17 protein-coding genes and 4 tRNA genes are annotated in these 18960 nt (G+C 63.6%); 12 read left to right on the forward strand and 9 right to left on the reverse strand.

Annotated features, from left to right (window positions below; all coding sequences use genetic code 11):
• Window positions 1-153 precede the first annotated feature (153 nt).
• From ACYVKQ_RS04285 to ACYVKQ_RS04300, 4 genes are all read right to left on the reverse strand, one after another.
• Entirely contained in the window at window positions 154-1083 is a 930-nt protein-coding gene (locus ACYVKQ_RS04285; RefSeq protein ID WP_460575965.1) for an SMP-30/gluconolactonase/LRE family protein, read from the reverse strand.
• A 199-nt stretch (window positions 1084-1282) separates the two neighbouring features.
• Entirely contained in the window at window positions 1283-1966 is a 684-nt protein-coding gene (locus ACYVKQ_RS04290; RefSeq protein WP_460575967.1) for a hypothetical protein, read from the reverse strand.
• Window positions 1967-2121: 155 nt separating this feature from the next.
• Window positions 2122-2195 (reverse strand) — tRNA-Pro (locus ACYVKQ_RS04295).
• Window positions 2196-2276: 81 nt separating this feature from the next.
• A tRNA-Pro gene (locus ACYVKQ_RS04300) sits at window positions 2277-2350 on the reverse strand.
• A 215-nt stretch (window positions 2351-2565) separates the two neighbouring features.
• Between ACYVKQ_RS04300 and ACYVKQ_RS04305 the strand changes: the two genes are divergently transcribed.
• Both ACYVKQ_RS04305 and ACYVKQ_RS04310 read left to right on the forward strand, forming a co-directional pair.
• On the forward strand, window positions 2566-2934 hold the full coding sequence (locus ACYVKQ_RS04305) for a T9SS type A sorting domain-containing protein (protein WP_460575969.1): 369 nt from the start codon (window positions 2566-2568) through the stop codon (window positions 2932-2934).
• An 81-nt stretch (window positions 2935-3015) separates the two neighbouring features.
• Window positions 3016-4155 carry an NAD(P)/FAD-dependent oxidoreductase gene (locus ACYVKQ_RS04310; RefSeq protein ID WP_460575970.1) on the forward strand — a complete coding sequence of 380 codons (1140 nt, stop codon included), beginning with the start codon at window positions 3016-3018 and terminating at the stop codon, window positions 4153-4155.
• 69 nt (window positions 4156-4224) lie between these two features.
• On the opposite strand, the gene ACYVKQ_RS04315 is transcribed toward ACYVKQ_RS04310, so the two are convergent.
• Window positions 4225-6009 carry an ABC transporter ATP-binding protein gene (locus tag ACYVKQ_RS04315; RefSeq protein WP_460575972.1) on the reverse strand — a complete coding sequence of 595 codons (1785 nt, stop codon included), beginning with the start codon at window positions 6007-6009 and terminating at the stop codon, window positions 4225-4227.
• Window positions 6010-6293: 284 nt separating this feature from the next.
• On the opposite strand from ACYVKQ_RS04315, the gene ACYVKQ_RS04320 reads away from it, so the two are divergent.
• The 8 genes from ACYVKQ_RS04320 (at window position 6294) to coaE (ending at window position 13031) form a co-directional block, all read left to right on the forward strand.
• Window positions 6294-7385, forward strand: coding sequence for a Glu/Leu/Phe/Val dehydrogenase dimerization domain-containing protein (locus tag ACYVKQ_RS04320; protein WP_460575974.1), 1092 nt, complete (start codon window positions 6294-6296; stop codon window positions 7383-7385).
• Window positions 7386-7474: 89 nt separating this feature from the next.
• Window positions 7475-8677, forward strand: a complete 1203-nt coding sequence (nusB, locus tag ACYVKQ_RS04325) for a transcription antitermination protein NusB (RefSeq protein ID WP_460575976.1) — start codon at window positions 7475-7477, stop codon at window positions 8675-8677.
• A 102-nt stretch (window positions 8678-8779) separates the two neighbouring features.
• Window positions 8780-9094, forward strand: a complete 315-nt coding sequence (locus ACYVKQ_RS04330; RefSeq protein ID WP_460575978.1) for a YtxH domain-containing protein — start codon at window positions 8780-8782, stop codon at window positions 9092-9094.
• A gap of 66 nt (window positions 9095-9160) precedes the next feature.
• Window positions 9161-10207 (forward strand): isocitrate/isopropylmalate dehydrogenase family protein, encoded by a 1047-nt coding sequence (locus ACYVKQ_RS04335; protein ID WP_460575980.1) that lies wholly within the window; start codon window positions 9161-9163, stop codon window positions 10205-10207.
• A gap of 243 nt (window positions 10208-10450) precedes the next feature.
• Window positions 10451-10972, forward strand: coding sequence for a DUF1573 domain-containing protein (locus tag ACYVKQ_RS04340; RefSeq protein WP_460575982.1), 522 nt, complete (start codon window positions 10451-10453; stop codon window positions 10970-10972).
• 90 nt (window positions 10973-11062) lie between these two features.
• On the forward strand, window positions 11063-11377 hold the full coding sequence (gene yajC / locus ACYVKQ_RS04345) for a preprotein translocase subunit YajC (RefSeq protein WP_460575984.1): 315 nt from the start codon (window positions 11063-11065) through the stop codon (window positions 11375-11377).
• Window positions 11378-11408: 31 nt separating this feature from the next.
• Window positions 11409-12386 carry a YbbR-like domain-containing protein gene (locus tag ACYVKQ_RS04350; RefSeq protein WP_460575986.1) on the forward strand — a complete coding sequence of 326 codons (978 nt, stop codon included), beginning with the start codon at window positions 11409-11411 and terminating at the stop codon, window positions 12384-12386.
• A gap of 3 nt (window positions 12387-12389) precedes the next feature.
• Window positions 12390-13031 (forward strand): dephospho-CoA kinase, encoded by a 642-nt coding sequence (gene coaE / locus ACYVKQ_RS04355; protein WP_460575989.1) that lies wholly within the window; start codon window positions 12390-12392, stop codon window positions 13029-13031.
• Here the strand turns inward: coaE and ACYVKQ_RS04360 are convergent.
• Window positions 12985-14613, reverse strand: a complete 1629-nt coding sequence (locus tag ACYVKQ_RS04360) for an ArnT family glycosyltransferase (RefSeq protein ID WP_460575990.1) — start codon at window positions 14611-14613, stop codon at window positions 12985-12987. The two genes, coaE and ACYVKQ_RS04360, sit on opposite strands and share 47 nt — an antisense overlap.
• Before the next feature lie 89 nt (window positions 14614-14702).
• On the opposite strand from ACYVKQ_RS04360, the gene ACYVKQ_RS04365 reads away from it, so the two are divergent.
• A complete protein-coding gene (locus ACYVKQ_RS04365) occupies window positions 14703-16004 on the forward strand; it encodes a hypothetical protein (RefSeq protein ID WP_460575992.1) in 1302 nt (433 codons plus the stop codon).
• A 50-nt stretch (window positions 16005-16054) separates the two neighbouring features.
• On the opposite strand, the gene ACYVKQ_RS04370 is transcribed toward ACYVKQ_RS04365, so the two are convergent.
• A tRNA-Val gene (locus tag ACYVKQ_RS04370) sits at window positions 16055-16132 on the reverse strand.
• 85 nt (window positions 16133-16217) lie between these two features.
• Window positions 16218-16295, reverse strand: a tRNA-Val gene (locus ACYVKQ_RS04375).
• 317 nt (window positions 16296-16612) lie between these two features.
• Between ACYVKQ_RS04375 and ACYVKQ_RS04380 the strand changes: the two genes are divergently transcribed.
• Window positions 16613-17503, forward strand: coding sequence for a TerB family tellurite resistance protein (locus ACYVKQ_RS04380; protein ID WP_460575994.1), 891 nt, complete (start codon window positions 16613-16615; stop codon window positions 17501-17503).
• 137 nt (window positions 17504-17640) lie between these two features.
• Here the strand turns inward: ACYVKQ_RS04380 and ACYVKQ_RS04385 are convergent, their stop codons facing one another.
• The gene (locus ACYVKQ_RS04385) at window positions 17641-18804 is read right to left on the reverse strand and encodes a mechanosensitive ion channel family protein (RefSeq protein ID WP_460575996.1); all 1164 of its coding nucleotides are present in this window, start codon (window positions 18802-18804) and stop codon (window positions 17641-17643) included.
• Window positions 18805-18960: the final 156 nt, after the last annotated feature.

Genomic DNA, 18960 nt, shown 5'->3' on the forward strand with positions numbered 1-18960 from the left:
GACGGGTAAGATACTGACTAGACGGGAGTTGTTAGGACTGCGCTGCCTGACGTGACCAGCTGGCGTAAAAAAGCCAGAGGGGCCGTCCGCGCATGTGCGCGAGCGGCCCCTCTGGGCAACAGTCGGTTGCCACCGCCCCGCGGCTGGCGGCAATTACTGCACGCCGTGCACCCGCATGGGCAGCGTAAACAACGCCTCGGAAGCCGTGATGAAAAGTGTTTGGCGGTCGGCGCCGCCGAAGCATACGTTGGCGGTCCACTTGGCGGGCACATCGATCTGCTGGATGCGCTGGCCGGCCGAGTTGTACACCGTCACGCCTTGGCCGGTGAGGTACACGTTGCCCTCGTGGTCGATGGTCATTCCATCGGAGCCCTGCGCCACGAACAGCTGCCGGTCGGAGAGGCGGCCGTCGGCTCCGATCTGGTAGCGGTACGTCTTGTTGTCGCCGATGTCGGCCACGTACAGCAGTCGGCCGTCGGGCGTGCCGATGATGCCGTTGGGCTGCTTCAGCTGGTCGTCCACGACCACCGGCTGCGTCTGGCCCTTGGGCAGCAGGTACAGCTTCTGGCCCTCGATATCCGGGGTGGTGCGCGTCCAGTAGTCGCGCTGGTAATAAGGGTCGGTAAAGTAGATGGCTTGGCTGCCCGGGTGCACCCACAGGTCGTTGGGCCCGTTAAGGCGGCGGCCCTGCACGTCGCGCAGCAGCACCGTTACCTTCCCGTCGGGCGCAATGGACCAGAGCTGGTTGTGCTCGTCGGCGCAGGCCAGCAGGTTGCCCTGCGGATCGAAGTACAGGCCATTGGACCGGCCCGCCGGGCTCAGAAACACGCTCAGCTTCCCTTCGAGGTCGTATTTCCAGATCTGGTTGTTGGGCTGATCGGTGAAGAACACGTTGCCGGCCTTGTCTACGGCCGGGCCTTCGGTAAACTTGAATTGCCGCGCTACCAACCGTGGCGTGGCGTCCGCGGCCACGATGGCGCGGTCAGAAGCGCTGGGCGATGAGGTGCTGCTGGGCATGGAAGAAGTACAGGCGCCCGCGGAGAGGCCGGTGAGCAAAAGGTAGAGGCGGAAGTAAGTCGTCATCGGAAATCCTAATACGCGGAACGAGTGGAAACAGCCCGCTCAACCCCGTGCGGCGCCATTGTTCCACACCAACTCAGACGCAAAGCCGCAGCCCGGGAGCTATGACGCTAAGCCCGTACAGCCCCGCTGCGATGCCCAGCTCCGCCGGTACCCAAGCTGCAGCCGGGGCCAACACCCGGCCCCGGTTGCGGCCCGGCAGTTACTGGCCGAGGTAAAACGACGCCCCTAGCCGCAGCTGGGTCAGGCCGAAGTGGGCCGAGACGTACTGCGCTTTAGCCTTCGAAGCGGTACTGCCGTTGTTGTTCTCCGCCCGGCCTTTGGCGTAGCCGGCCAAAACGCCGCCGGCCGACAGCTCCAGACCCAGTTTGTCGGTCGGGAAGTACACGAACCCCGGCATTAGTCCCACGGAGCCGCCCTTGTCCCAACTGCGGTAGTTGTTTGCGCTCGGCTCAGACGAGGTGTAAGACGTGTTTTGCCAGTTGTAGCGCAGGTCGCCCTGGCCAAAGAAGCCGGTCTTCTCGCCGGTCATGAAATAATAGCGCGCAAAGGCCCCCACGTTCTTGAAGTAAGTGCGGTTTTCCCAGCTGTAGGTAGCGTTGGGCGCTTGAGCGTCGGGCTGCTCGTTACGTAGTTTGGAGTTGGTATAGCCCCCAGATGCTCCCAGTGCAAGGCGGTCGGTAACAAAATAGCCCACCTGCGGCGATACGCTAAACTGCCGGTCGATGCTCTTGACATCGGCTTGGGTAGTGGGGTGTTGCGACGTGCGCTGGTTGCTGTAGTAGCCAACATTGCCGCCCAGCAGGATTTGGCCGGCAGCGGTTTGGACGTGAGCCGTGGCAGCCGCCCCGAAAATTAAACACGCCGAAAGCAGGATTTTTTGCATTGAATTAAGATAAAACGGGTCTGAACGGCAGATTAACGCACAATAGGAATAGGCTTATACACCAGCTAGCAGAACCGGCGGTCATTAGCAGCTAAGCACCTGGGAGCAAGACGCAAAAAAGCCCGCCGAACCTAGGTTCAGCGGGCTTTCCGTCGTCGGAGTGGCAGGATTCGAACCTGCGACCTCCAGCACCCCATGCTGGCGCGATACCAGGCTACGCTACACCCCGAGCGTGGTGCCCTTCGGGAAGGCACCGGTACATTGTCCTCGGCAACGGCCGCCTGGTATGAAGGCTGTTGCTTTTTAGTAGTCGGGGTGGCAGGATTCGAACCTACGGCCTCTACGTCCCGAACGTAGCGCGCTACCGGGCTGCGCTACACCCCGTTTTCAGACAATGTGGGTGCAAATGTACACGGCTAATCGACAGTTGTGCAACAATCGTTGCAGAAAATTTTATGCGGGAATAGGCCCGTAACGCGGCACGAATTTTGGCTCCCGCCGCGTTACGTCGACGTTCGGAAGCGTTGGGGGCTGATAGCCACCGCTCAAGGCGGCAAAAGCCTTATCTTGCGCCGCCGAAACGCCGTCGACTCCACCATATGAAAGCGTTTTTTTACGTAACTACTCTTTTGGCCCTGCCGCTGATCAGCCAGGCCCAAACCACGCCTACGCCCAAGCCCGCGCTGATTACTTCGGACACGGTGCAGAAGAAAGTAGACGGCCCAAACATTACCTTCAGCGTCGAGGCCAACCCGGTAAACAACACCCTGCGCGTGCGCACCAACGCCAAGGGGCCGATGCAGCTGGAAATCAACGATGCCGACGGCCGGCCGGTGCTGACCAAGGCCCTGTCGGCCAACGGCGTGGCCATGTCGGTGCCGCTGGGCAACCTGCCGGGCGGCAGCTACGTGGTGCGCTGCACCGTAGCCGACAAAACCTTTATGCGCCGCGTCTCGGTCGGCAAATAGCGGCCGGCTTGCCGGATGTACTTTTGGCCTCCCTGCCGGATCGGCGGGGAGGCTTTTGTGCGTCTTAGCCGATTCTGTTATATGCCCGCGCTGCTCTCGTACTGGGAAAAACAGTCTTTTCTGGAAGGATTCGACGTGGCCGTGGTCGGCGGCGGCCTGGTAGGCCTCACGGCGGCCATCTTTGCCAAACGCCGCCGGCCCACGGCGCGGGTATTGGTGGTGGAGCGCGACGTGCTGCCGAACGGAGCCAGCACCAAAAACGCCGGCTTTGCCTGCTTCGGCAGCGTTTCGGAGCTCATTGAGCAGGAAAAGAAGGGTGGCACGGAGGCGCTGCTGGCGGTGGTGCGCTACCGTTGGGAGGGGCTGCGGCTGCTGCGTGAACTGCTCGGCGACGCGGCCATAGGCTACGAGCCGCTGGCCGGTTTTGAGCTGTTTCGGCACGCCGAGGCCGGGCTGGCTGAGCATTGCCGGACCCGTTTGGATTACTACAATGCGCTGCTGGCGCCCGTCATCGGAGAGCCGGAAATCTTCCGTGTGGGGGATGAGCGGCTGACAGCGTTCGGCTTCGCCGGGGTGCACAGCGTGCTCGAAAACGTGGCCGAGGGCGCCCTGGACACCGGCTGCCTGATGCACGCGCTGCTGCGGCTGGCCTGGCAGGAGGGCGTGGTGGTACTACACGGGGTGCCCGTAACGGCCCTGGAAAGCCGATCGGCCAGCGCGACGCTGCGCACGCCCCTGGTCGACATCGAGGCCGGAAGGGTGCTGCTGGCCACCAACGCCTTCAGCCGGGAATTCTTCCCGCGGCTCGACGTGGTGCCCGGCCGCGGGCAGGTGCTGGTGACGGCGCCCGTGCCCGGACTGCACTTGCCCGGCACCTTTCACTACGACCACGGCTACTATTACTTCCGGCCCGTCGCGGGCAACCGCCTGCTGCTGGGCGGCGGCCGCCACCTCGATTTCGCGACCGAAGCCACCACCGAGCCGGGCCTCACGGCGCTGGTGCAGGAGCGGCTGGAACAGCTGCTACGCGAAGTAATTCTGCCCGGCCGCCCGGTGGCCATCGATTACCGCTGGAGCGGGGTGATGGGCTTCGGTCAGGAGCTGGAGCCGTTTATCGGCGAGCTGGCGCCGGGCATCTACGGAGCGCTGCGCTGCAACGGTATGGGTGTGGCCATGGGCGCCCGGAGCGGGCAGCGGGCGGCGGAACTGCTTTTTCAATGAACAATTAACAATGAGCAATGAACAGTTGGGGGCAACCCTGCTGGTAGGCGGGCGTAGCCGTATTGCTCATCAGGCTTCCTCGCTCTGCAGCTGCCGCTCGTACAGCGCCCGGTACAGGCCAGTGGCATCGGCCATCAGCTCCTCGTGGGTGCCGTGCTGCACGATGCGGCCGTCGTCGAGCACCAGGATGTGGTCGGCCAGCTTCACCGACGACACGCGGTGCGAGATGATGAGGCTGGTGCGGTTCTGCATGATGCGCTGCAGGCTGGCCAGGATAGCGTTTTCGGTCTTGGTGTCCACGGCCGAGAGCGAGTCGTCCAGGATCAGGATGCTGGGCTCCTTGATGAGGGCCCGGGCAATGCTCACGCGCTGCTTTTGCCCGCCGGAAAGGGTGATGCCCCGTTCGCCCACCTTCGTGTCGAAGCCCTCGGGGAAGCGCGTAATATTCTCGTATACGTCGGCGTCCTTGGCCGCCTGCTCAATCTGCGCCTGCGTGCTGTGGTCGAGGCCGAAGGCGATGTTGCGGCCAATGGTGTCGGAGAACAGGAACACATCCTGGGGCACGTAGCCGATCTGGCTGCGCAACGACGTGAGGGTGTAGTCGCGCACGTCGACGCCGTCGACGAGGATGCGGCCCTCGGTCACGTCGTAGAGGCGGCAGAGCAGGTTGGCTACGGTGGTTTTGCCCGAGCCCGTGTTGCCGATGACGGCCAGCGTGTGGCCCGGCCGGATGCGGAACGACACGTCCTGCAGCGCCTGAATGCCCGTGTCGGGGTACACGAAGGATACATGCTCGAATACGATGTCGCCCTGGATGGGCTGCTCCAGGTGCTGGCGCGAGACGATGTCGGTTTTCTGGTTCAGAAACTCGTTGATACGGGCCTGCGACGCCTCGGCGCGCTGCACCAGGGACGAGGTCCAACCCAGGGCCGTGACCGGCCAGGTCAGCAGGTTCACGTAGATCAGGAACTCGGCGATGGTGCCGGTGGTGATGGTGCCGCGGATAACTTCCTGCCCGCCGATCCAGACGGTGACGACGGTGCTGACGCCGGCCAGGAACAGAATAAGCGGAAAGAACAGGGAGTTGACGAAGTTCAGGCTCAGCGACTTGCTGCGGTACTCGTCGGAGGCAGCAGTGAAGTTGCGGTGCGAATCGACTTCGCGCACGAAGGACTTGATGACGCGCACGCCGGAAAACGCCTCCTGCACGAAGGTCGTCATGCCGGCCAGCGCCTTCTGAATTTCGTCGGACTTCTTCTCGATCAGGCCGTTGACGTAGAAGATGCTCACGCTCAGGATGGGCAGCGGCAGCAGCGTGAGCAGGGTCAGCTTCACGTTCACCACCAGCATCAGCGGCACGATGAGGATGAACAGCAGCACCAGCTGCATGAAGTACATGATGGCCGGGCCGATGTACATGCGCACCCGGCCCACGTCCTCGGAGATGCGCGACATCAGGTCGCCGGTGCTGTGGCGGCGGTAGAAGCTCAGCGGCAGCGACTGGTAGTGCTGGTAAATCTCATTTTTCTGGTCGTTCTCGATCAGGCGCGACATCACGATGAGCGTCTGGCGCATGAAGAAGAGAAACACGCCGCGCAGCAGGGCCAGCACAATGATAATGGTGCCGTACAGGATGATGTTGCGCCCGAACAGCGAGTAGATTTCCTGCTGGGCCCGGGTGCCGGCGAAGAGGTGGTAAAGGTCGATGCCCTCCTGCACCAGGTCGAAGGCGTAGCGCACCACCTGGGCCGGAAAAATGGCCAGCAGCGTGCTCAGGGCCACGAACAGCACCCCGCCGAGGAAGTGCCATTTGTAGCGGATCAGGTACTTGTCGGTTGCGCGGAGGGCTTTCACGTGGGGGCGGGGAGAGGCGGAAAACAGGGCCGGCCAAGAGCCGGTAAGCCGGGGGAAACCAGGGCCGGAGGGGCCTGCTTTGGCAACGTTGCCGGTGGGCGTAGTCGGAAAAACGGGTTACCTTTGCACCCGGTTTCGGAGCGGTGGCCAAAGGTACTGCGTAGTGGGAAGTCAGTAGTCAGAAACCGGCCACGACTCCCATTAGTGCGGAATGCTGCGGGTCACCGGGTCGATAACCAACACGCCCCATCTTTCTCCCTACCCATTCCCACAAACTTTTTCCCATGGTTGAGATTCAAGCCCTGCCCGAGACCAGCATCTTCGGCCAGATTGCTGACTATCAGCACGAGCAGGTGGTGTTCTGCCACGACCACGAGACCGGCCTGCGCGCCATCATCGGCATCCACAACACGGTGCTCGGTCCGGCGCTCGGCGGCACGCGCATGTGGCACTACGCCTCCGAAGCCGAAGCCCTGAACGACGTGCTGCGCCTCTCGCGCGGCATGACCTACAAGGCGGCTATTTCGGGCCTCAACCTGGGCGGTGGCAAGGCCGTCATCATCGGCGACGCCAAAACGCAGAAAAACGAGGCGCTGCTGCGCAAGTTCGGCCGCTTCGTGCAGAACCTGAACGGCAAGTACATCACCGCCGAGGATGTGAACATGACCACCAAGGACATGGAATACATCCGCATGGAAACCAAGCACGTAGCCGGCCTGCCCGAATCCATGGGCGGCTCGGGCGACCCGTCGCCGGTGACGGCCTACGGCACCTACATGGGCATGAAGGCCGCCGCCAAGAAGGCGTTCGGCTCGGATAGCCTCGCCGGCAAGCGCATCGCGGTGCAGGGCGTGGGCCACGTGGGCACCTACCTGCTGGAGCACCTCACCAAGGAGGGCGCCCACATCGTGCTGACCGATTACTACAAGGAGCGCGCCGAGGAAGCCGGTGCCCGCTTCGGCGCCCAGGTCGTCGGCCTCGACGACATCTACGACCAGGACGTGGATATCTACTCGCCCTGCGCGCTGGGTGCTACCCTGAACGACGAAACCATCGACCGGCTGCGCTGCGCCGTGGTGGCGGGCTGCGCCAACAACCAGCTCAAGGACGAAAGCGTGCACGGCCCGGCCCTGGTGGAGCGCGGCATCGTGTACGCCCCGGACTTCCTCATCAACGCCGGCGGCCTGATCAACGTCTACTCCGAAGTAGTGGGCTCCAGCCGCCAGGGCGCCCTGAACCAGACTGAAAAAATTTACGATTACACCCTCCAGGTACTGGAGAAGGCTGCCGCTGAAGGTTCGCACCCCCAGCAGGCCGCCATTCGCCAAGCCGAGCAGCGCATTGCTGCCATCGGTCGGGTGAAATCGACGTACTAATTAAGTTGTCGGTTGTCGGTTGTCAGTTGTCGGTCAGCTTCGTTGACGGGCACTGGCAACTGACAACTCGCAACTGACAACCCCTACCCATGCTCAACCGCCGTACGCTTCGCATCAAAGTCATGCAGGCCCTTTACGCCTACGACCAGGCCGTGTCGTCAGACTACTTATTGGCCCTGGACCGCATTGGCGAAGCTTTCCAGCCCGACCTGAACTCCATGGTGCCCCAGGACCGCCGCCTGCTGCAAGGCCAGCAGAAGATGTCGGAAGCGGGCTTCCGCGAGTGGCACAAGGCCGGCGGCACGGAAGAGCCCGAGCAGCTGGACAACAAGGAGGTGAACGACGCCGTGCGCGACGCCATCGGGTACTACAAAAAGCAGGTGCAGAAGGAAACTACCTTCTACCTGAACCAGATGCTGCACGCCACCGAGAGCATCCATGACCAGTACCTGCACCTGCTGAACCTGCCCGCGGCCCTGCGCCAGGTGCTGGAGGAGGAGCGCAGCCGCGAAGCCCGCCGCTTTACGGCCGCCACCGACCAGGTAGACACCACCAAGCTGGAACAAAACCCGCTGCTGCAGAAAATTGCCGACAACAAGCAGCTGCAGGAGCAGACCATTCGCCGCACCCTGCAGTGGGCCGGCGAAGACGAGATGGAAGCCCTGCGCCTGGCCTGGCGCAACGAGATGCGCAACGACACCGAGCTGCGCAGCTACCTGGCCGCCCCGGCCGGCGACGAAGGTGCTCGTGATTATGGCGCCGATCAGGAAATCCTCAAGTACATCTACAAGACCTTCATCTTCAAGGGAGAGGCCATTCCGAACCTGCTGGAGGAGCAGGACCTGAACTGGGAGGAAAACCGCAGCATCGTCAAGAACCTGGTGGTGAAGACGCTCAAGATGCTGGAGGAAAGCACCGACGAGAACATGGAGCTGCTTTCGCTGTCGGCCAACTGGCAGGAAGACAAGGAGTTTGCCGAAACGCTCTACAAGCAGACCCTGGCCGAAGACGCCCGCTACGAGCAGCTCATCAGCGGGGCCGTGCAGAACTGGGACGTGGAGCGCGTGGCCCTGCTCGATAAGATCATCCTGAAGATGGCCCTTTGCGAGATGCACCTGTTCCGCTCCATCCCGGTGAAGGTGACCATCAACGAGTACATCGAAATCAGCAAGCTCTACAGCACGCCCAAGAGCAAGCAGTTCGTCAACGGCATCCTCGACAAGCTGGCCCAGGACCTGATGGCCAGCGGGGCCATCCGCAAATCGGGCCGCGGGCTGCTGGACAATCAGTAAAGAAGCCGCGGCGTGGCGGCAACCCCCATGCCAGGGGTACCGTTGTGCTGCTAGGTTTCTTACCTTGCCCGCGCATTCCATTCCCTCTTTTCGCTCCGCCCCATGGCTAGCAAAACCACTACCGGCATTCTGTGCTTCACGACCGGCGCCCTGGCCGGTGCCGCCGTCGCCCTTTTGTACGCGCCCGAGAAAGGCCGCGAAACGCGTAACTGGCTGAGCTATCAGCTGGAGCGCTACCGCGAAATCCTGGCCGACCTCACGGAAAGCCTGGTGACCAGCCGGGTGGAGGAAGGTCCTTCGTCGGCCCGGGCCGAAGGCCAGCGCGTCATCCGCGACGCCAAGGACAAAGCCGAACAGCTGCTCGGCGACGTGGACCAGCTCATCAACCAGATCAACTCGCGCCGGACGGCGCTATAACCTGGAATGTGCAGCATGTGAAACGTGGGATTACGGTGCTCATTCCCCGACTAGCACCGTAATCCCATGTTCCACATGCTGCACATTCCCTTTATGCCCATTCTCCTCGTCATGCATACCATCACCCTCATCCCCGGCGACGGCATCGGCCCCGAAATCACCCGCGCCGTGCAGGATATTTTCGCCGCCGCGCAAGTTCCCGTGCAGTGGGAAGAACAGAACGCCGGCCAGACCACCTTCGACCAGTCGGGGGAGCTGCTGCCGCAGGCTCTCTTCGATTCGCTCGAAAAAAACCGCGTGGCGCTGAAAGGCCCCATCACCACCCCGGTAGGCAAGGGCTTCCGCTCCATCAACGTGTCGCTGCGCCAGAAGTACGACCTGTACCAGAACCTGCGCCCCGCCAAAACCACCGAGGGTATTGCCTCGCGCTACTCGGACGTGGACATTGTGCTGTTCCGTGAGAACACCGAGGGGCTCTACTCCGGGCTGGAAGTGTACGACGAGCAGCACGGCATTGCCGATTCCTTTAACCGCATCACGGTGGAAGGCTCGCGCAAAATTTGCCGCGCTGCCTTCGCCTACGCCGCCAAGCACGGACGAAAAAAGGTAACGTTGGCTCACAAAGCCAACATCCTGAAAATGGCCGGCACGCTGATGATCAACGCCGCGCAGGAAGCTTCGCGCGAGTTTCCGCAGGTGCAGTACGAGGACAAGATCATCGACAACATGTGCATGCAGCTCGTGACCAAGCCCGAGCAGTTCGACGTGATTGTGACGACCAACCTGTTCGGCGACATCCTTTCCGACCTCTGCGCCGGCCTCGTGGGCGGCCTTGGAGTAGTGGCGGGCGCCAACATCGGCGACAACATGGCCATCTTCGAAGCCGTGCACGGCTCGGCCCCCGACATTGCCGGCAAGGGCATTGCCAACCCGACCGCCCTGCTGCGCTCGGCCTTGCTGATGCTGGAGCACCTGGGCGAAAAGGAAGCCGCCGTGCGCATCGAAACCGCGCTCAACGAGACGCTGCGCCACAAGGAGCAGTGCACCGGCGACCTGGGTGGCCCGGCTTCGACGCAGCAGTTTGCCCAAAACGTCATCAACAACCTCAAGTAGAACCCTCAGAAGCCTCCTGAACGTCCTGCCGAGCCCGGCCGAAGAATCCCGCGCCCACCGCCCGCCGGTAAGGTCCCGATGATCGGACTTACTGTTGGGCGTCAGCGCGCAGGGGTTCGCGGCGGTGCTTGGCAGGACGTTCTTTTCGCATTCTGTCGGTTCTGCCCATTGCCGTATCTTTGGCAATGAAACCCTCCGCACAACCGGCCCGGCTGGCGCGGCATTTTCCAATTAGCTGATTCCATGAAACGCACTCTGTTCTCCGCCCTGCTGGCCGTTGGCCTGCTGTCGATGGGCGCCTGCTCGCAGGAAAAAACCGAAGTGGGCGAAACCGGCATGAACGCCGCCGCTACCCAGGCTGCCGATGCCGCCAACCCCACGGTGGACAACCCCAATGTGGCCGGCGAAACCGCTGCCCCGAACCCCAATGCGCCGGTGATGACCTTTGCCGAGCCGGAGTACAACTTCGGTGACATCAAGCAGGGCGACATCGTGAAGCACACCTTCGAATTCACGAACACCGGCAAAACGCCGCTGCTCATCGACAACGCCCAAGCCTCCTGCGGCTGCACCGTACCGGAGTGGCCCAAGGATCCGGTGGCCCCCGGCGCGAAGGGCGCCATCCAGGTGCAGTTCGACTCGCACGGCAAGTCGGGCATGCAAAACAAGTCGGTGACCATCACGGCCAACACCCAGCCCAGCACCACGCAGATTACCATCAAGGGCAACATCCTCGATGGCGCGGCCGGCCCGGTACGCCAGTAAACGCCGGCGGAAGGCGAATGAGTTAGGGGGTTGCTGAGTAAGCTCGTCAATTTCCTAACTCATTCGTTTTTAAACTCCCAACCTCATCTTATGCTCCTTTCGCTTCTTCTCCAAGTCCCGGCGGGCTCTAACAGCCCCCTGCAGTACCTGTTTCCGCTGCTGCTGCTGGGCGTTTTTTACTTCTTCATGATCCGCCCGCAGCAGAAGCGTTCGGCCGAGGCCAAAAAGCTTCGCGAAGGGCTGAGCAAGGGCGCGCAGGTGGTGACCATCGGCGGGCTGCACGGCCGCGTGGTGGAGCTGAGCGACGACAAAGTGACGCTGGAGGTGGACAAGGGCACGCGCCTGACCTTCGACCGCACGGCCGTGGCCCGGCAGGTGAAGCCCGCCGGCGAATCGGCCGCGTAAGGCGTTATATTACACGTCTAATCCCCGTGCCATGCCCCTGCAAGCTGCCCGTTCCCTGGCCCGCTGGTTTGTCCGGCCGCTGTCGGAGCCGGAGCGCAGCTTCTGGCGGGTGGTAACGGCGTGCTTTCTGGCCGCCGTGGTGCTGTGGCTGCTCAACGCGCTCAACAAAACCTACACCACGCGCATCAGCTACCCGCTGCAGTGGTATTTTGATGAAGTGCGCTTCATCCCGGTGCGGCCCTTGCCCGAGCGGGTGGAAGTGCAGGTGACCGGCCGCGGCTGGAAGCTGCTGCGCAACACGCTCGGGCTGGACATCCGGCCGGCCGAAGTAATCGTGCGCCGGCCGGGCGGCAGTGGGGCCGTACCCGGTGGCGCCCTGCGGCCGGGGCTGATCGGGGCCATGGACGGGCTGCAGCTCAACGCCGTGCTCACCGATTCGGTCTACTTCGAGTTCGATCAACTGGTGACGCGGGAGCTACCTCTGCGTCTGAGCCCGGGCCCTGACGGCAAAGCGCTGCCCTTCGCCGCGCGCTTCGAGCCGGCCACGGTCACCTTCCGCGGCCCCGCCAGCACCCTGAATACCTGGCCCAACTACTACCAAGTGCACCTGCCTAAGGCTCCGGCTGGCTCCTCCGACGGGAGCATCATGGTGCCCATCGGCGGGCCGGCTCTGGTGGAAACCGACGTGCAGCAAGTGCGGGTGAAGCTGCAGCCGCGCGAGGTGCTCACCCGCAAGGTGCTCGTGACGCCCACGCTGCACCATTTCCCGCCTGACAGCAGCCTGCGGCTGCGGCCGGCGCAAGTGCGGGTCGCCGTAGAATATTTCCCCGAAGACTCGGCGCGCATCGACTTCAGCCAGGTGCAGGTATTTGCCGATTATCGGCAGCTGCGCCCCGAGGATTCCACCGTGCAGCTATTGTTCCGGCCCCTGCCGTACACCGTGCGCGGCGCCCGCATCGAGGCGTCGGTGGTGCGGGTGCTGCCCGCCGAGCCTGAGCCCAACCCTTAAGCCATGCTCAAAATTGGTATCACCGGCGGTATCGGCTCGGGCAAGACGGTGGTCTGCCGCCTCTTCGCCCTGCTCGGCGTGCCCGTGTACGACGCGGATACGCGCGCCAAGTGGGTAATGAACCACGACCCGGTGCTGCGCGCCAGCCTGCAGGAAGCCTTTGGCCCCGATACCTATACGGCGGAAGGGCTCAACCGCGCCTACTTGGCCCAACGTGCTTTTACCGACCCCGAACAGCTGGCCCGGCTCAATGGCCTGGTACACCCGCGCGTCGGCCACGATTTCACGGCCTGGGCGACGGCGCAGGCGCACGCCGGCCACGCTTACGTGCTGAAGGAGGCCGCCCTGCTCTACGAGTCGGGCTCCTGGCAGCAGCTGGACCGCATCATCACCGTGTACGCGCCGCAGGCCATCCGGCAGCAGCGCGTGCTTCAGCGCGACCCGCACCGCACCGCGCAGGACGTGCTCAACATTATTGGCAAACAGCTCAGCGAGGAAGAAAAGCTGCGGCGCGCCGACTACGTCATCCGCAACGACGACGCGCAGCTGGTGCTGCCGCAGGTGCTGGCCCTGCACGTCCAACTGCTCGCCCTGGCTGCTACGGCCGCGCCCGCCGAAACACCGACAGGACCTTCAGCCCGTTGACGCGCAACTGGTATACCTCCCGGCCCATGGAGTCGGCGTAGGTGTCGGGGTGCCAGCGGTAGTTGGTAATGAAGTACTCGGCCTGCCCGCCATAGATGTGGGCCACGCGGCGGCGCTGTTCTGGCGGCAGCATCTGCATGTTATTGTACACCGGCTCAGGGCGGTACGAGTTGATGGTTACCCGCGGCGCCGGGTCGTGCTGCAGGATCCACTCCAGCCCGTGGCGGTAGGTGAGGCCCCAGTAGTCGCGCTCGTAGCCAGCCTCGATGGTTTCGGGGGCCAGCAGGCTGAAGTACACCTGTTGGTGCGGATGGTCGCGGATGATGCGCCACACCGGCTCGGCGGCGCCGAGCAGCAGTACGCTACCGATGCCGGCCGCCGTAAGACGCAGGCCGGGCCGCTGCCATTGCCGCCGCCAGCGCAGCAGCAGCTGCACGCCGTGCAGCCCCGCCAGCACGAAGGCCGGATAAATAAAGTAGAGGTGCCGCCAGCCATCGTAGAGCACCGACCGGAAGGCCACCACCGCTACCAGCGGACCAAGGAGCCAGGCGCCCGTCAGCACATCCAGCCAGCCGGGGTAGCTGCGCAGCACGCGCCGTGCACGTGAAACGTACCGGGCCAGCCACGCCAGGGCGCCCAGCGCGAAGCCGGCCGTGTAGGCCAGCGGGGTGGTAATCAGCAGCCAACGGGGCACGTAGTGCCACGGCAATTCCAGCGCTGACACCCAGCCGCCACCGTACAGCACGCTGGTGGCCCCGCGCGGGAAGCGGCTGAAGTTTTGGAAGGCCTGCAGCAGGTGTGCCCAAGGCTGCTCCCAGAGGTAGGGCCAGAACAGAACGGTCACGCCCGCGCAGACGGCCAGCCCCAGCCCAGCGGCGAGCAGCAGACGGGCAGTGCTGGGATGGCGCCAGCCCCGCGCCCAAAGCCACAACGCCAGCCCCAGGCCCAGCAGCGGCAGCAGCAGCACCCCGTTGACGCGCAAGGCAATGGTCAGGCCGATGGCTACGCCCAGCCACGCCCCACGCGCCAGCGAAGGCCGCCGCAGCAGCCGTGCCAGGGCGTACATGCCCACGGTGAAAAACGCGAGGAACAGCCCGTCTTTGGCGTTGTAGAACGCATCAGCGAAGAGGCGCGGAGTGAGCAGCAGCACGGCTGTGCCCAGCAGGGCCAGCCGCCAGTCGCGGAAGCGGAGGCGAGCCAACCCGTAGAAGGCCAGCAGCCCACCCGCGTACAGCAGAAAGATCAGCAGGTGGCGGGTCGCGTAGATCTGCTGGGGCTCCTCGATGCGCAGGAGCTTTTGCAGCAGCGCGGCCGGCAGCTCGAACACCACGCCGTGGTCCTGGTCGGGGTAAGTCGCCAACTCGGGAATGAGGGTGTAGTTGGCCTGCCGCCGGGCCAGCTCGGGCGCGAGGCGCTCGGCAATGTACTTGGCATTGACGACCCCGTTCAGGCGGTCCACCGGCTCGTCCCACGACACGCCGTAGTCGCCGTGCAGCAGCGCACCCAGCAGCAGCACGCCCAGGAAAAAGGCGGGCACCAGCCAGCGGCCAAGGCGGGAGGCGGGAAGCAGGGAGCGGAGCATGGGCAGGCAAGCGAAGCAGTGGAGAGGCGGCGCAAAGGTAGCGGCGCCGAGCGGGCCGGTCTTTGCCCGGCAGCCGTACCTTCGCCGGTATGCTTCGTCGCTTGCCCCTTGCCTTCTGGGTTCTGGCCCTGCTGCTGGTTGCGCTGCGGCTCGGCCTGCTGTGGCACAACAACCCCGGCCTGGAGTGGAACTGGGACGAAGTGCGCAACGCCCGCATTGCCCAAAACTGGCTGCAGGGCCGCGGTTACGTGAGCTTCGATGCCGCGCGCCAGGAGCTACGACCCGATGCTTTCCACGCGACGTTTCCGGTGTGGGTGTACGCGGCGTGGTTTTCGGTAGGGCTGCCGCAGCATTACTTCACTGCCGCGCTCTACCTGCTGATGGCCGCTGGCGGCGTGGTGACCTGGCTGTACGCGCAGCGCATCCTGCGCTGGTACCGTGTGCTGCCGGCGCCGGCCTGGGCCGGCGGCCTGCTGCTGGCGCTATATCCGTCGGTGCTCTGGTACATCGGCGCCTGGTTCTGGTACGAAAACCTCTGCCTGCCGGCGCTGGTGTGGATTACGTACCAGCTGTTGCGCCTGCTCGGAGGACGGCCGCTGCCGCCGGGTAAGGCCGTATTGCTGGCCGTCGTCGTCGTTGGGTCGTGCCTGCTGCGCGGCTACCTGCTGGCCGTGTACGGGCTGCTGTTTGCCGTGGTCCTGGCGCGCAGCTACCGCCAGGGGCCGGCCGCCCTGCGCCGGGCCGGTGGGCCGGCCCTGCTCACGCTGGGGCTGACGCTGGCTTTGCACCTGCCCATCCTGCTTAAGAACCACCGGCTGTTTGGGGCCTACGTGCTGAGCACCCAGGCCGGCTTTGAGCTGCTACAGGGCCACAATCCTGTCACGCAGGGCCGTTTCATGTTCGACTGGGACGAGCCCGGTCGGCCTTTCGCCCGCTGGGTGCGGCGCGAGTTGCCGCAGTTGCCCGCGCTGGATCAGTACCAGGAAAGCCAGGCGCGGGCACGGCTGGCCCGGCACTGGGTAGCCTCGCATCCCGCCGCCGAAGTACGTCTGCTAGGCCGCAAGCTGCGGGCCTTTTTCAGCCCCGAAAACTTTGTGGCCAACGACTTTCACACCCGCTACCACCCCGTAACGGCAGCCGTGCACCTGGCTTTTCTGCTCAGCCTGCTGGCCACCTCCCTGCGCTGGCGCGGCCTGCGCTTCCAGCCCGACGATGCCCTGCTACTGCTGCCGGCCGCCGTAGTGCTCCTGCTGAGCCTGCTGTTCTTCGTGGGCTACCGCTGGCGCCTGTTTGCCGAACCGGCTTTCGTACTCTTTCCTATTGTCACTTGGTGGCGGCTGCGTCAGGCGCGGAGCTCAAGTCGGCTGACCGAAGCTGAATCCGGGAGGTAGCGCAAAAGCAAAACAGCCACTCGGTCTTGCGACGGAGTGGCTGTTGAGCGTGGTGGGAAGTAAAGGATTCGAACCTTCGACCTCTTGCGTGTGAAGCAAGCGCTCTAAACCAACTGAGCTAACCTCCCGGAAAACACGAGCCGAAGCCCGCAGTGCTGTGAAAGCGAGAATAAAAACGCCACTCAGTTAGGTAACTAAGTGGCTGTCTTTCAGTGGTGGGGGATGACGGGTTCGAACCGCCGACCCTCTGCTTGTAAGGCAGATGCTCTGAACCAGCTGAGCTAATCCCCCATCTGACATCCGAGGTAAACCCCGTTTGTGAGTGCAAATATGGCGGGTGTTTTTGAAAAGCGCAACTTCCCGTGCGCATTTCAGAGTGTTTTTGGGGCAAGCGTTTCAGAATCAGGGCCAAAAAATAGCTTGCGGAGAATGAAATGGATGGCGCTTACGGAAACGAAAGCACCGCCTGACTCAGGAGGCTTGCCCACTGGCAGGGCGGGAAGGCTCGTCCCGGTGAGCAGCAGCGGATCAACATTTGAGGACACGGCTGCGTTAAGGTCAACATTCGCAACGCGACTTTCCCACCTTTCCTCCAAACACCTCATCTCATGCAGCCCGAAGAAGTATTCAGCCAGTATTCCGAGCCGGAAAAAACCGCTTACCTGAGCGTCATTGCCAGCATGGCCACCGCCGACCGTCAGGCCTCGCAGGCCGAAGGGGAGTTTCTCACGCAAATGGCGCAGGTGATGGGCCTTTCGCCGCAAAGCACCCAACAGGTGATGCAAGCGGCGCAGGACTCCTCCAACGAAGCCATCAAAGCCAACCTCGACCAGCTGCGCAACAGCAACCTGCGCTATTCGCTGGTAACGGACCTGATCGGCTTTGCCCGCGCCGACGGGGCGTACGCCAACGATGAGGAGGCCATGGTCAACAAAATCTCGACTTACCTGGGCGTCAACCAACAGCAGGTGCAGACCATTGAGAACGTGGTAGCCCAAACCCAGCAGGCGCAGGCGCAGCAGCCCGAGCAGGCCCCGCAGGGGCTGATGGACTCGCTTGGCGACAAGCTGCGCTCGGTGGGCATCCCGCCACAAGCGGCCCTGACGGGCCTGCTGGCCGTGGCGGCTCCCATGGTGCTGTCGCGCGTGATGGGCGGCAACCGTGGTGGCATGGGCGGTATGATGAGCGGCGGAGGCCTCGGCGGTATGATGGGCGGAGGCGGCGCCGGCATGGGCGGCCTCGGCGGCCTGCTCGGTGGCCTGATGGGCAGCGGCGCCCTGGGCGGCCTGATGGGCGCCATGGGAGGGGGCGGCGGCCTGGGCACACGTCCGGCTGGTTACGGCGTGCCCGGTGGCGGCCTGGGCGGCCTGATGAGCGTGCTCGGCGGCCTGGGCGGCAATCCGCAGATGGGCCCGCGCAGCAACGGTGGCGCCGGGCTCGGCGGCTTGATGAGTGGCGGCTTGGGTGGGATGCTGGGCGGCCTGCTGGGCGGCCGCTAAACCGGCTTTTGCGACCGAACAACAACGAAAAAGGCCGGCTTCCTACCAGGAGCCGGCCTTTTCGGTTTCCGGCGGCAACGCCGGCAATGTTCTTTCGCACCGGTTGCGGCCTGCCACAGCGTCGGCGGTGCCCAGGCCTACAGCACCGAACTGTCGGCGCTTTGGGTAGTGCCAGAGGTAATGCCCGGGTCGGCAATCATGCGCACGACGGTGGTGTTGGTGGCGAAGATACCGTCGTGGGCTTCCACGATTTCCAGAATGCGGTAGTTTACTTGCTCCTTCACGTCGAGGTACTGCTCGTAGCTGTCGGCTTGCACGAAATATTGCACCGTCAGGTCGCGGCCCGACTGTGTGAGGGCGGCCAGCTTGATCTGCACCTCTTCGGGAATCACCAAGGTGTGCCCCCGCAGGTAGTCGCGCAGCTCATTGGCAATGGCCAGCAGCTGGTCGCGGGAGGTTTCGTGGCCGAAATTGAGGGTAAACCCTACGCGCCGGGCGGTGCGCAGCGAGAGGTTGTCCAGAGGCTTGTCGATCATGGACTTGTTAGGCACCGTGACGTAGCTTTTCTCGGCTGTGCGCAGGCGGGTGCTGCGAAAGCCTACCTTTTCCACGGTGCCCGTAATGCCGCCCACGGTCACCAGGTCGCCCACCTGAAAGGGCCGGTCGAGGAAAATGGTGAAGGAGGCAATCAGGTTTTCCAAGCTTTCCTTGGCCGCGAAGGCCACGGCCAAGCCGCCGATGCCCAAACCGCCGATCAGTGCCGTCACGTTGACGTTGAATACCTGCCCAAGCATCACCAGGAAGGCGAAAATCAGGATCATCACCTTCACGAAGTCCTTGGCAAAGGGGATAAACTGCGCGTCGAGGCGGGTGTTGACGGCCGTCAGCAGCTCGGCCCGGCGGCGGTACACCAGTTCGGCAAAATCGATCAGGCGCAGCACCACCCAGGCCAGCGCCCAGATGACGCCCATCTGGTACAGGGCAAAGGCAAGCTTCTTTACCCAGGGCTCGTTGCGGGCCAGGTCTTCCGTTACCGAAACGGGGTAGTTGAGGACGTTGAAGGCCAGAAACAGGGTGAAGAGAAACAGCACCACCGACAGGGGCTGAATCAGCAGCGCGTTCAGTTCCTGCTCCGTCACCCCCACCGTGTAGCGCTTGATGACGCGGTAGAAAACCTTGGAAACGATGCGCGAAAGCAGCCGCCGCAACCCGAAGCCCAGCAGCAGGATAATGCCGCAGACCATGTACTGGCCCAGGCTGTTGCCGAAGAACTCCTGATTCAAAAGCTGTTTGGTGTTCATGCTGATAGATTCAAAGCGCACGTCATGCTGCGCGCCGTCAAAGCAGCTCGCGGGCTGACGTTGAACGAAGTAGAAAGAACGTCATGCTGAACTTGTCGAAGCATCTCTCCCGAACGATTTCGTCCGAACGAAGCGGGAGAGATGCTTCGACAAGTT

The organism is Hymenobacter coalescens (assembly GCF_054783195.1).

Excerpts from the sequence above, each read along its gene's own strand:
- ACYVKQ_RS04385 (WP_460575996.1), bottom strand. The coding sequence starts at position 18,804 with ATGAACACCAAACAGCTTTTGAATCAGGAGTTCTTCGGCAACAGCCTG.
- ACYVKQ_RS04310 (WP_460575970.1), top strand. The coding sequence starts at position 3,016 with ATGCCCGCGCTGCTCTCGTACTGGGAAAAACAGTCTTTTCTGGAAGGA.
- ACYVKQ_RS04335 (WP_460575980.1), top strand. The coding sequence starts at position 9,161 with ATGTTCCACATGCTGCACATTCCCTTTATGCCCATTCTCCTCGTCATG.
- ACYVKQ_RS04360 (WP_460575990.1), bottom strand. The coding sequence starts at position 14,613 with ATGCTCCGCTCCCTGCTTCCCGCCTCCCGCCTTGGCCGCTGGCTGGTG.
- ACYVKQ_RS04350 (WP_460575986.1), top strand. The coding sequence starts at position 11,409 with ATGCCCCTGCAAGCTGCCCGTTCCCTGGCCCGCTGGTTTGTCCGGCCG.
- ACYVKQ_RS04380 (WP_460575994.1), top strand. The coding sequence starts at position 16,613 with ATGCAGCCCGAAGAAGTATTCAGCCAGTATTCCGAGCCGGAAAAAACC.
- ACYVKQ_RS04290 (WP_460575967.1), bottom strand. The coding sequence starts at position 1,966 with ATGCAAAAAATCCTGCTTTCGGCGTGTTTAATTTTCGGGGCGGCTGCC.
- ACYVKQ_RS04365 (WP_460575992.1), top strand. The coding sequence starts at position 14,703 with ATGCTTCGTCGCTTGCCCCTTGCCTTCTGGGTTCTGGCCCTGCTGCTG.
- ACYVKQ_RS04305 (WP_460575969.1), top strand. The coding sequence starts at position 2,566 with ATGAAAGCGTTTTTTTACGTAACTACTCTTTTGGCCCTGCCGCTGATC.
- yajC (WP_460575984.1), top strand. The coding sequence starts at position 11,063 with ATGCTCCTTTCGCTTCTTCTCCAAGTCCCGGCGGGCTCTAACAGCCCC.
- coaE (WP_460575989.1), top strand. The coding sequence starts at position 12,390 with ATGCTCAAAATTGGTATCACCGGCGGTATCGGCTCGGGCAAGACGGTG.
- nusB (WP_460575976.1), top strand. The coding sequence starts at position 7,475 with ATGCTCAACCGCCGTACGCTTCGCATCAAAGTCATGCAGGCCCTTTAC.
- ACYVKQ_RS04320 (WP_460575974.1), top strand. The coding sequence starts at position 6,294 with ATGGTTGAGATTCAAGCCCTGCCCGAGACCAGCATCTTCGGCCAGATT.
- ACYVKQ_RS04330 (WP_460575978.1), top strand. The coding sequence starts at position 8,780 with ATGGCTAGCAAAACCACTACCGGCATTCTGTGCTTCACGACCGGCGCC.
- ACYVKQ_RS04340 (WP_460575982.1), top strand. The coding sequence starts at position 10,451 with ATGAAACGCACTCTGTTCTCCGCCCTGCTGGCCGTTGGCCTGCTGTCG.
- ACYVKQ_RS04285 (WP_460575965.1), bottom strand. The coding sequence starts at position 1,083 with ATGACGACTTACTTCCGCCTCTACCTTTTGCTCACCGGCCTCTCCGCG.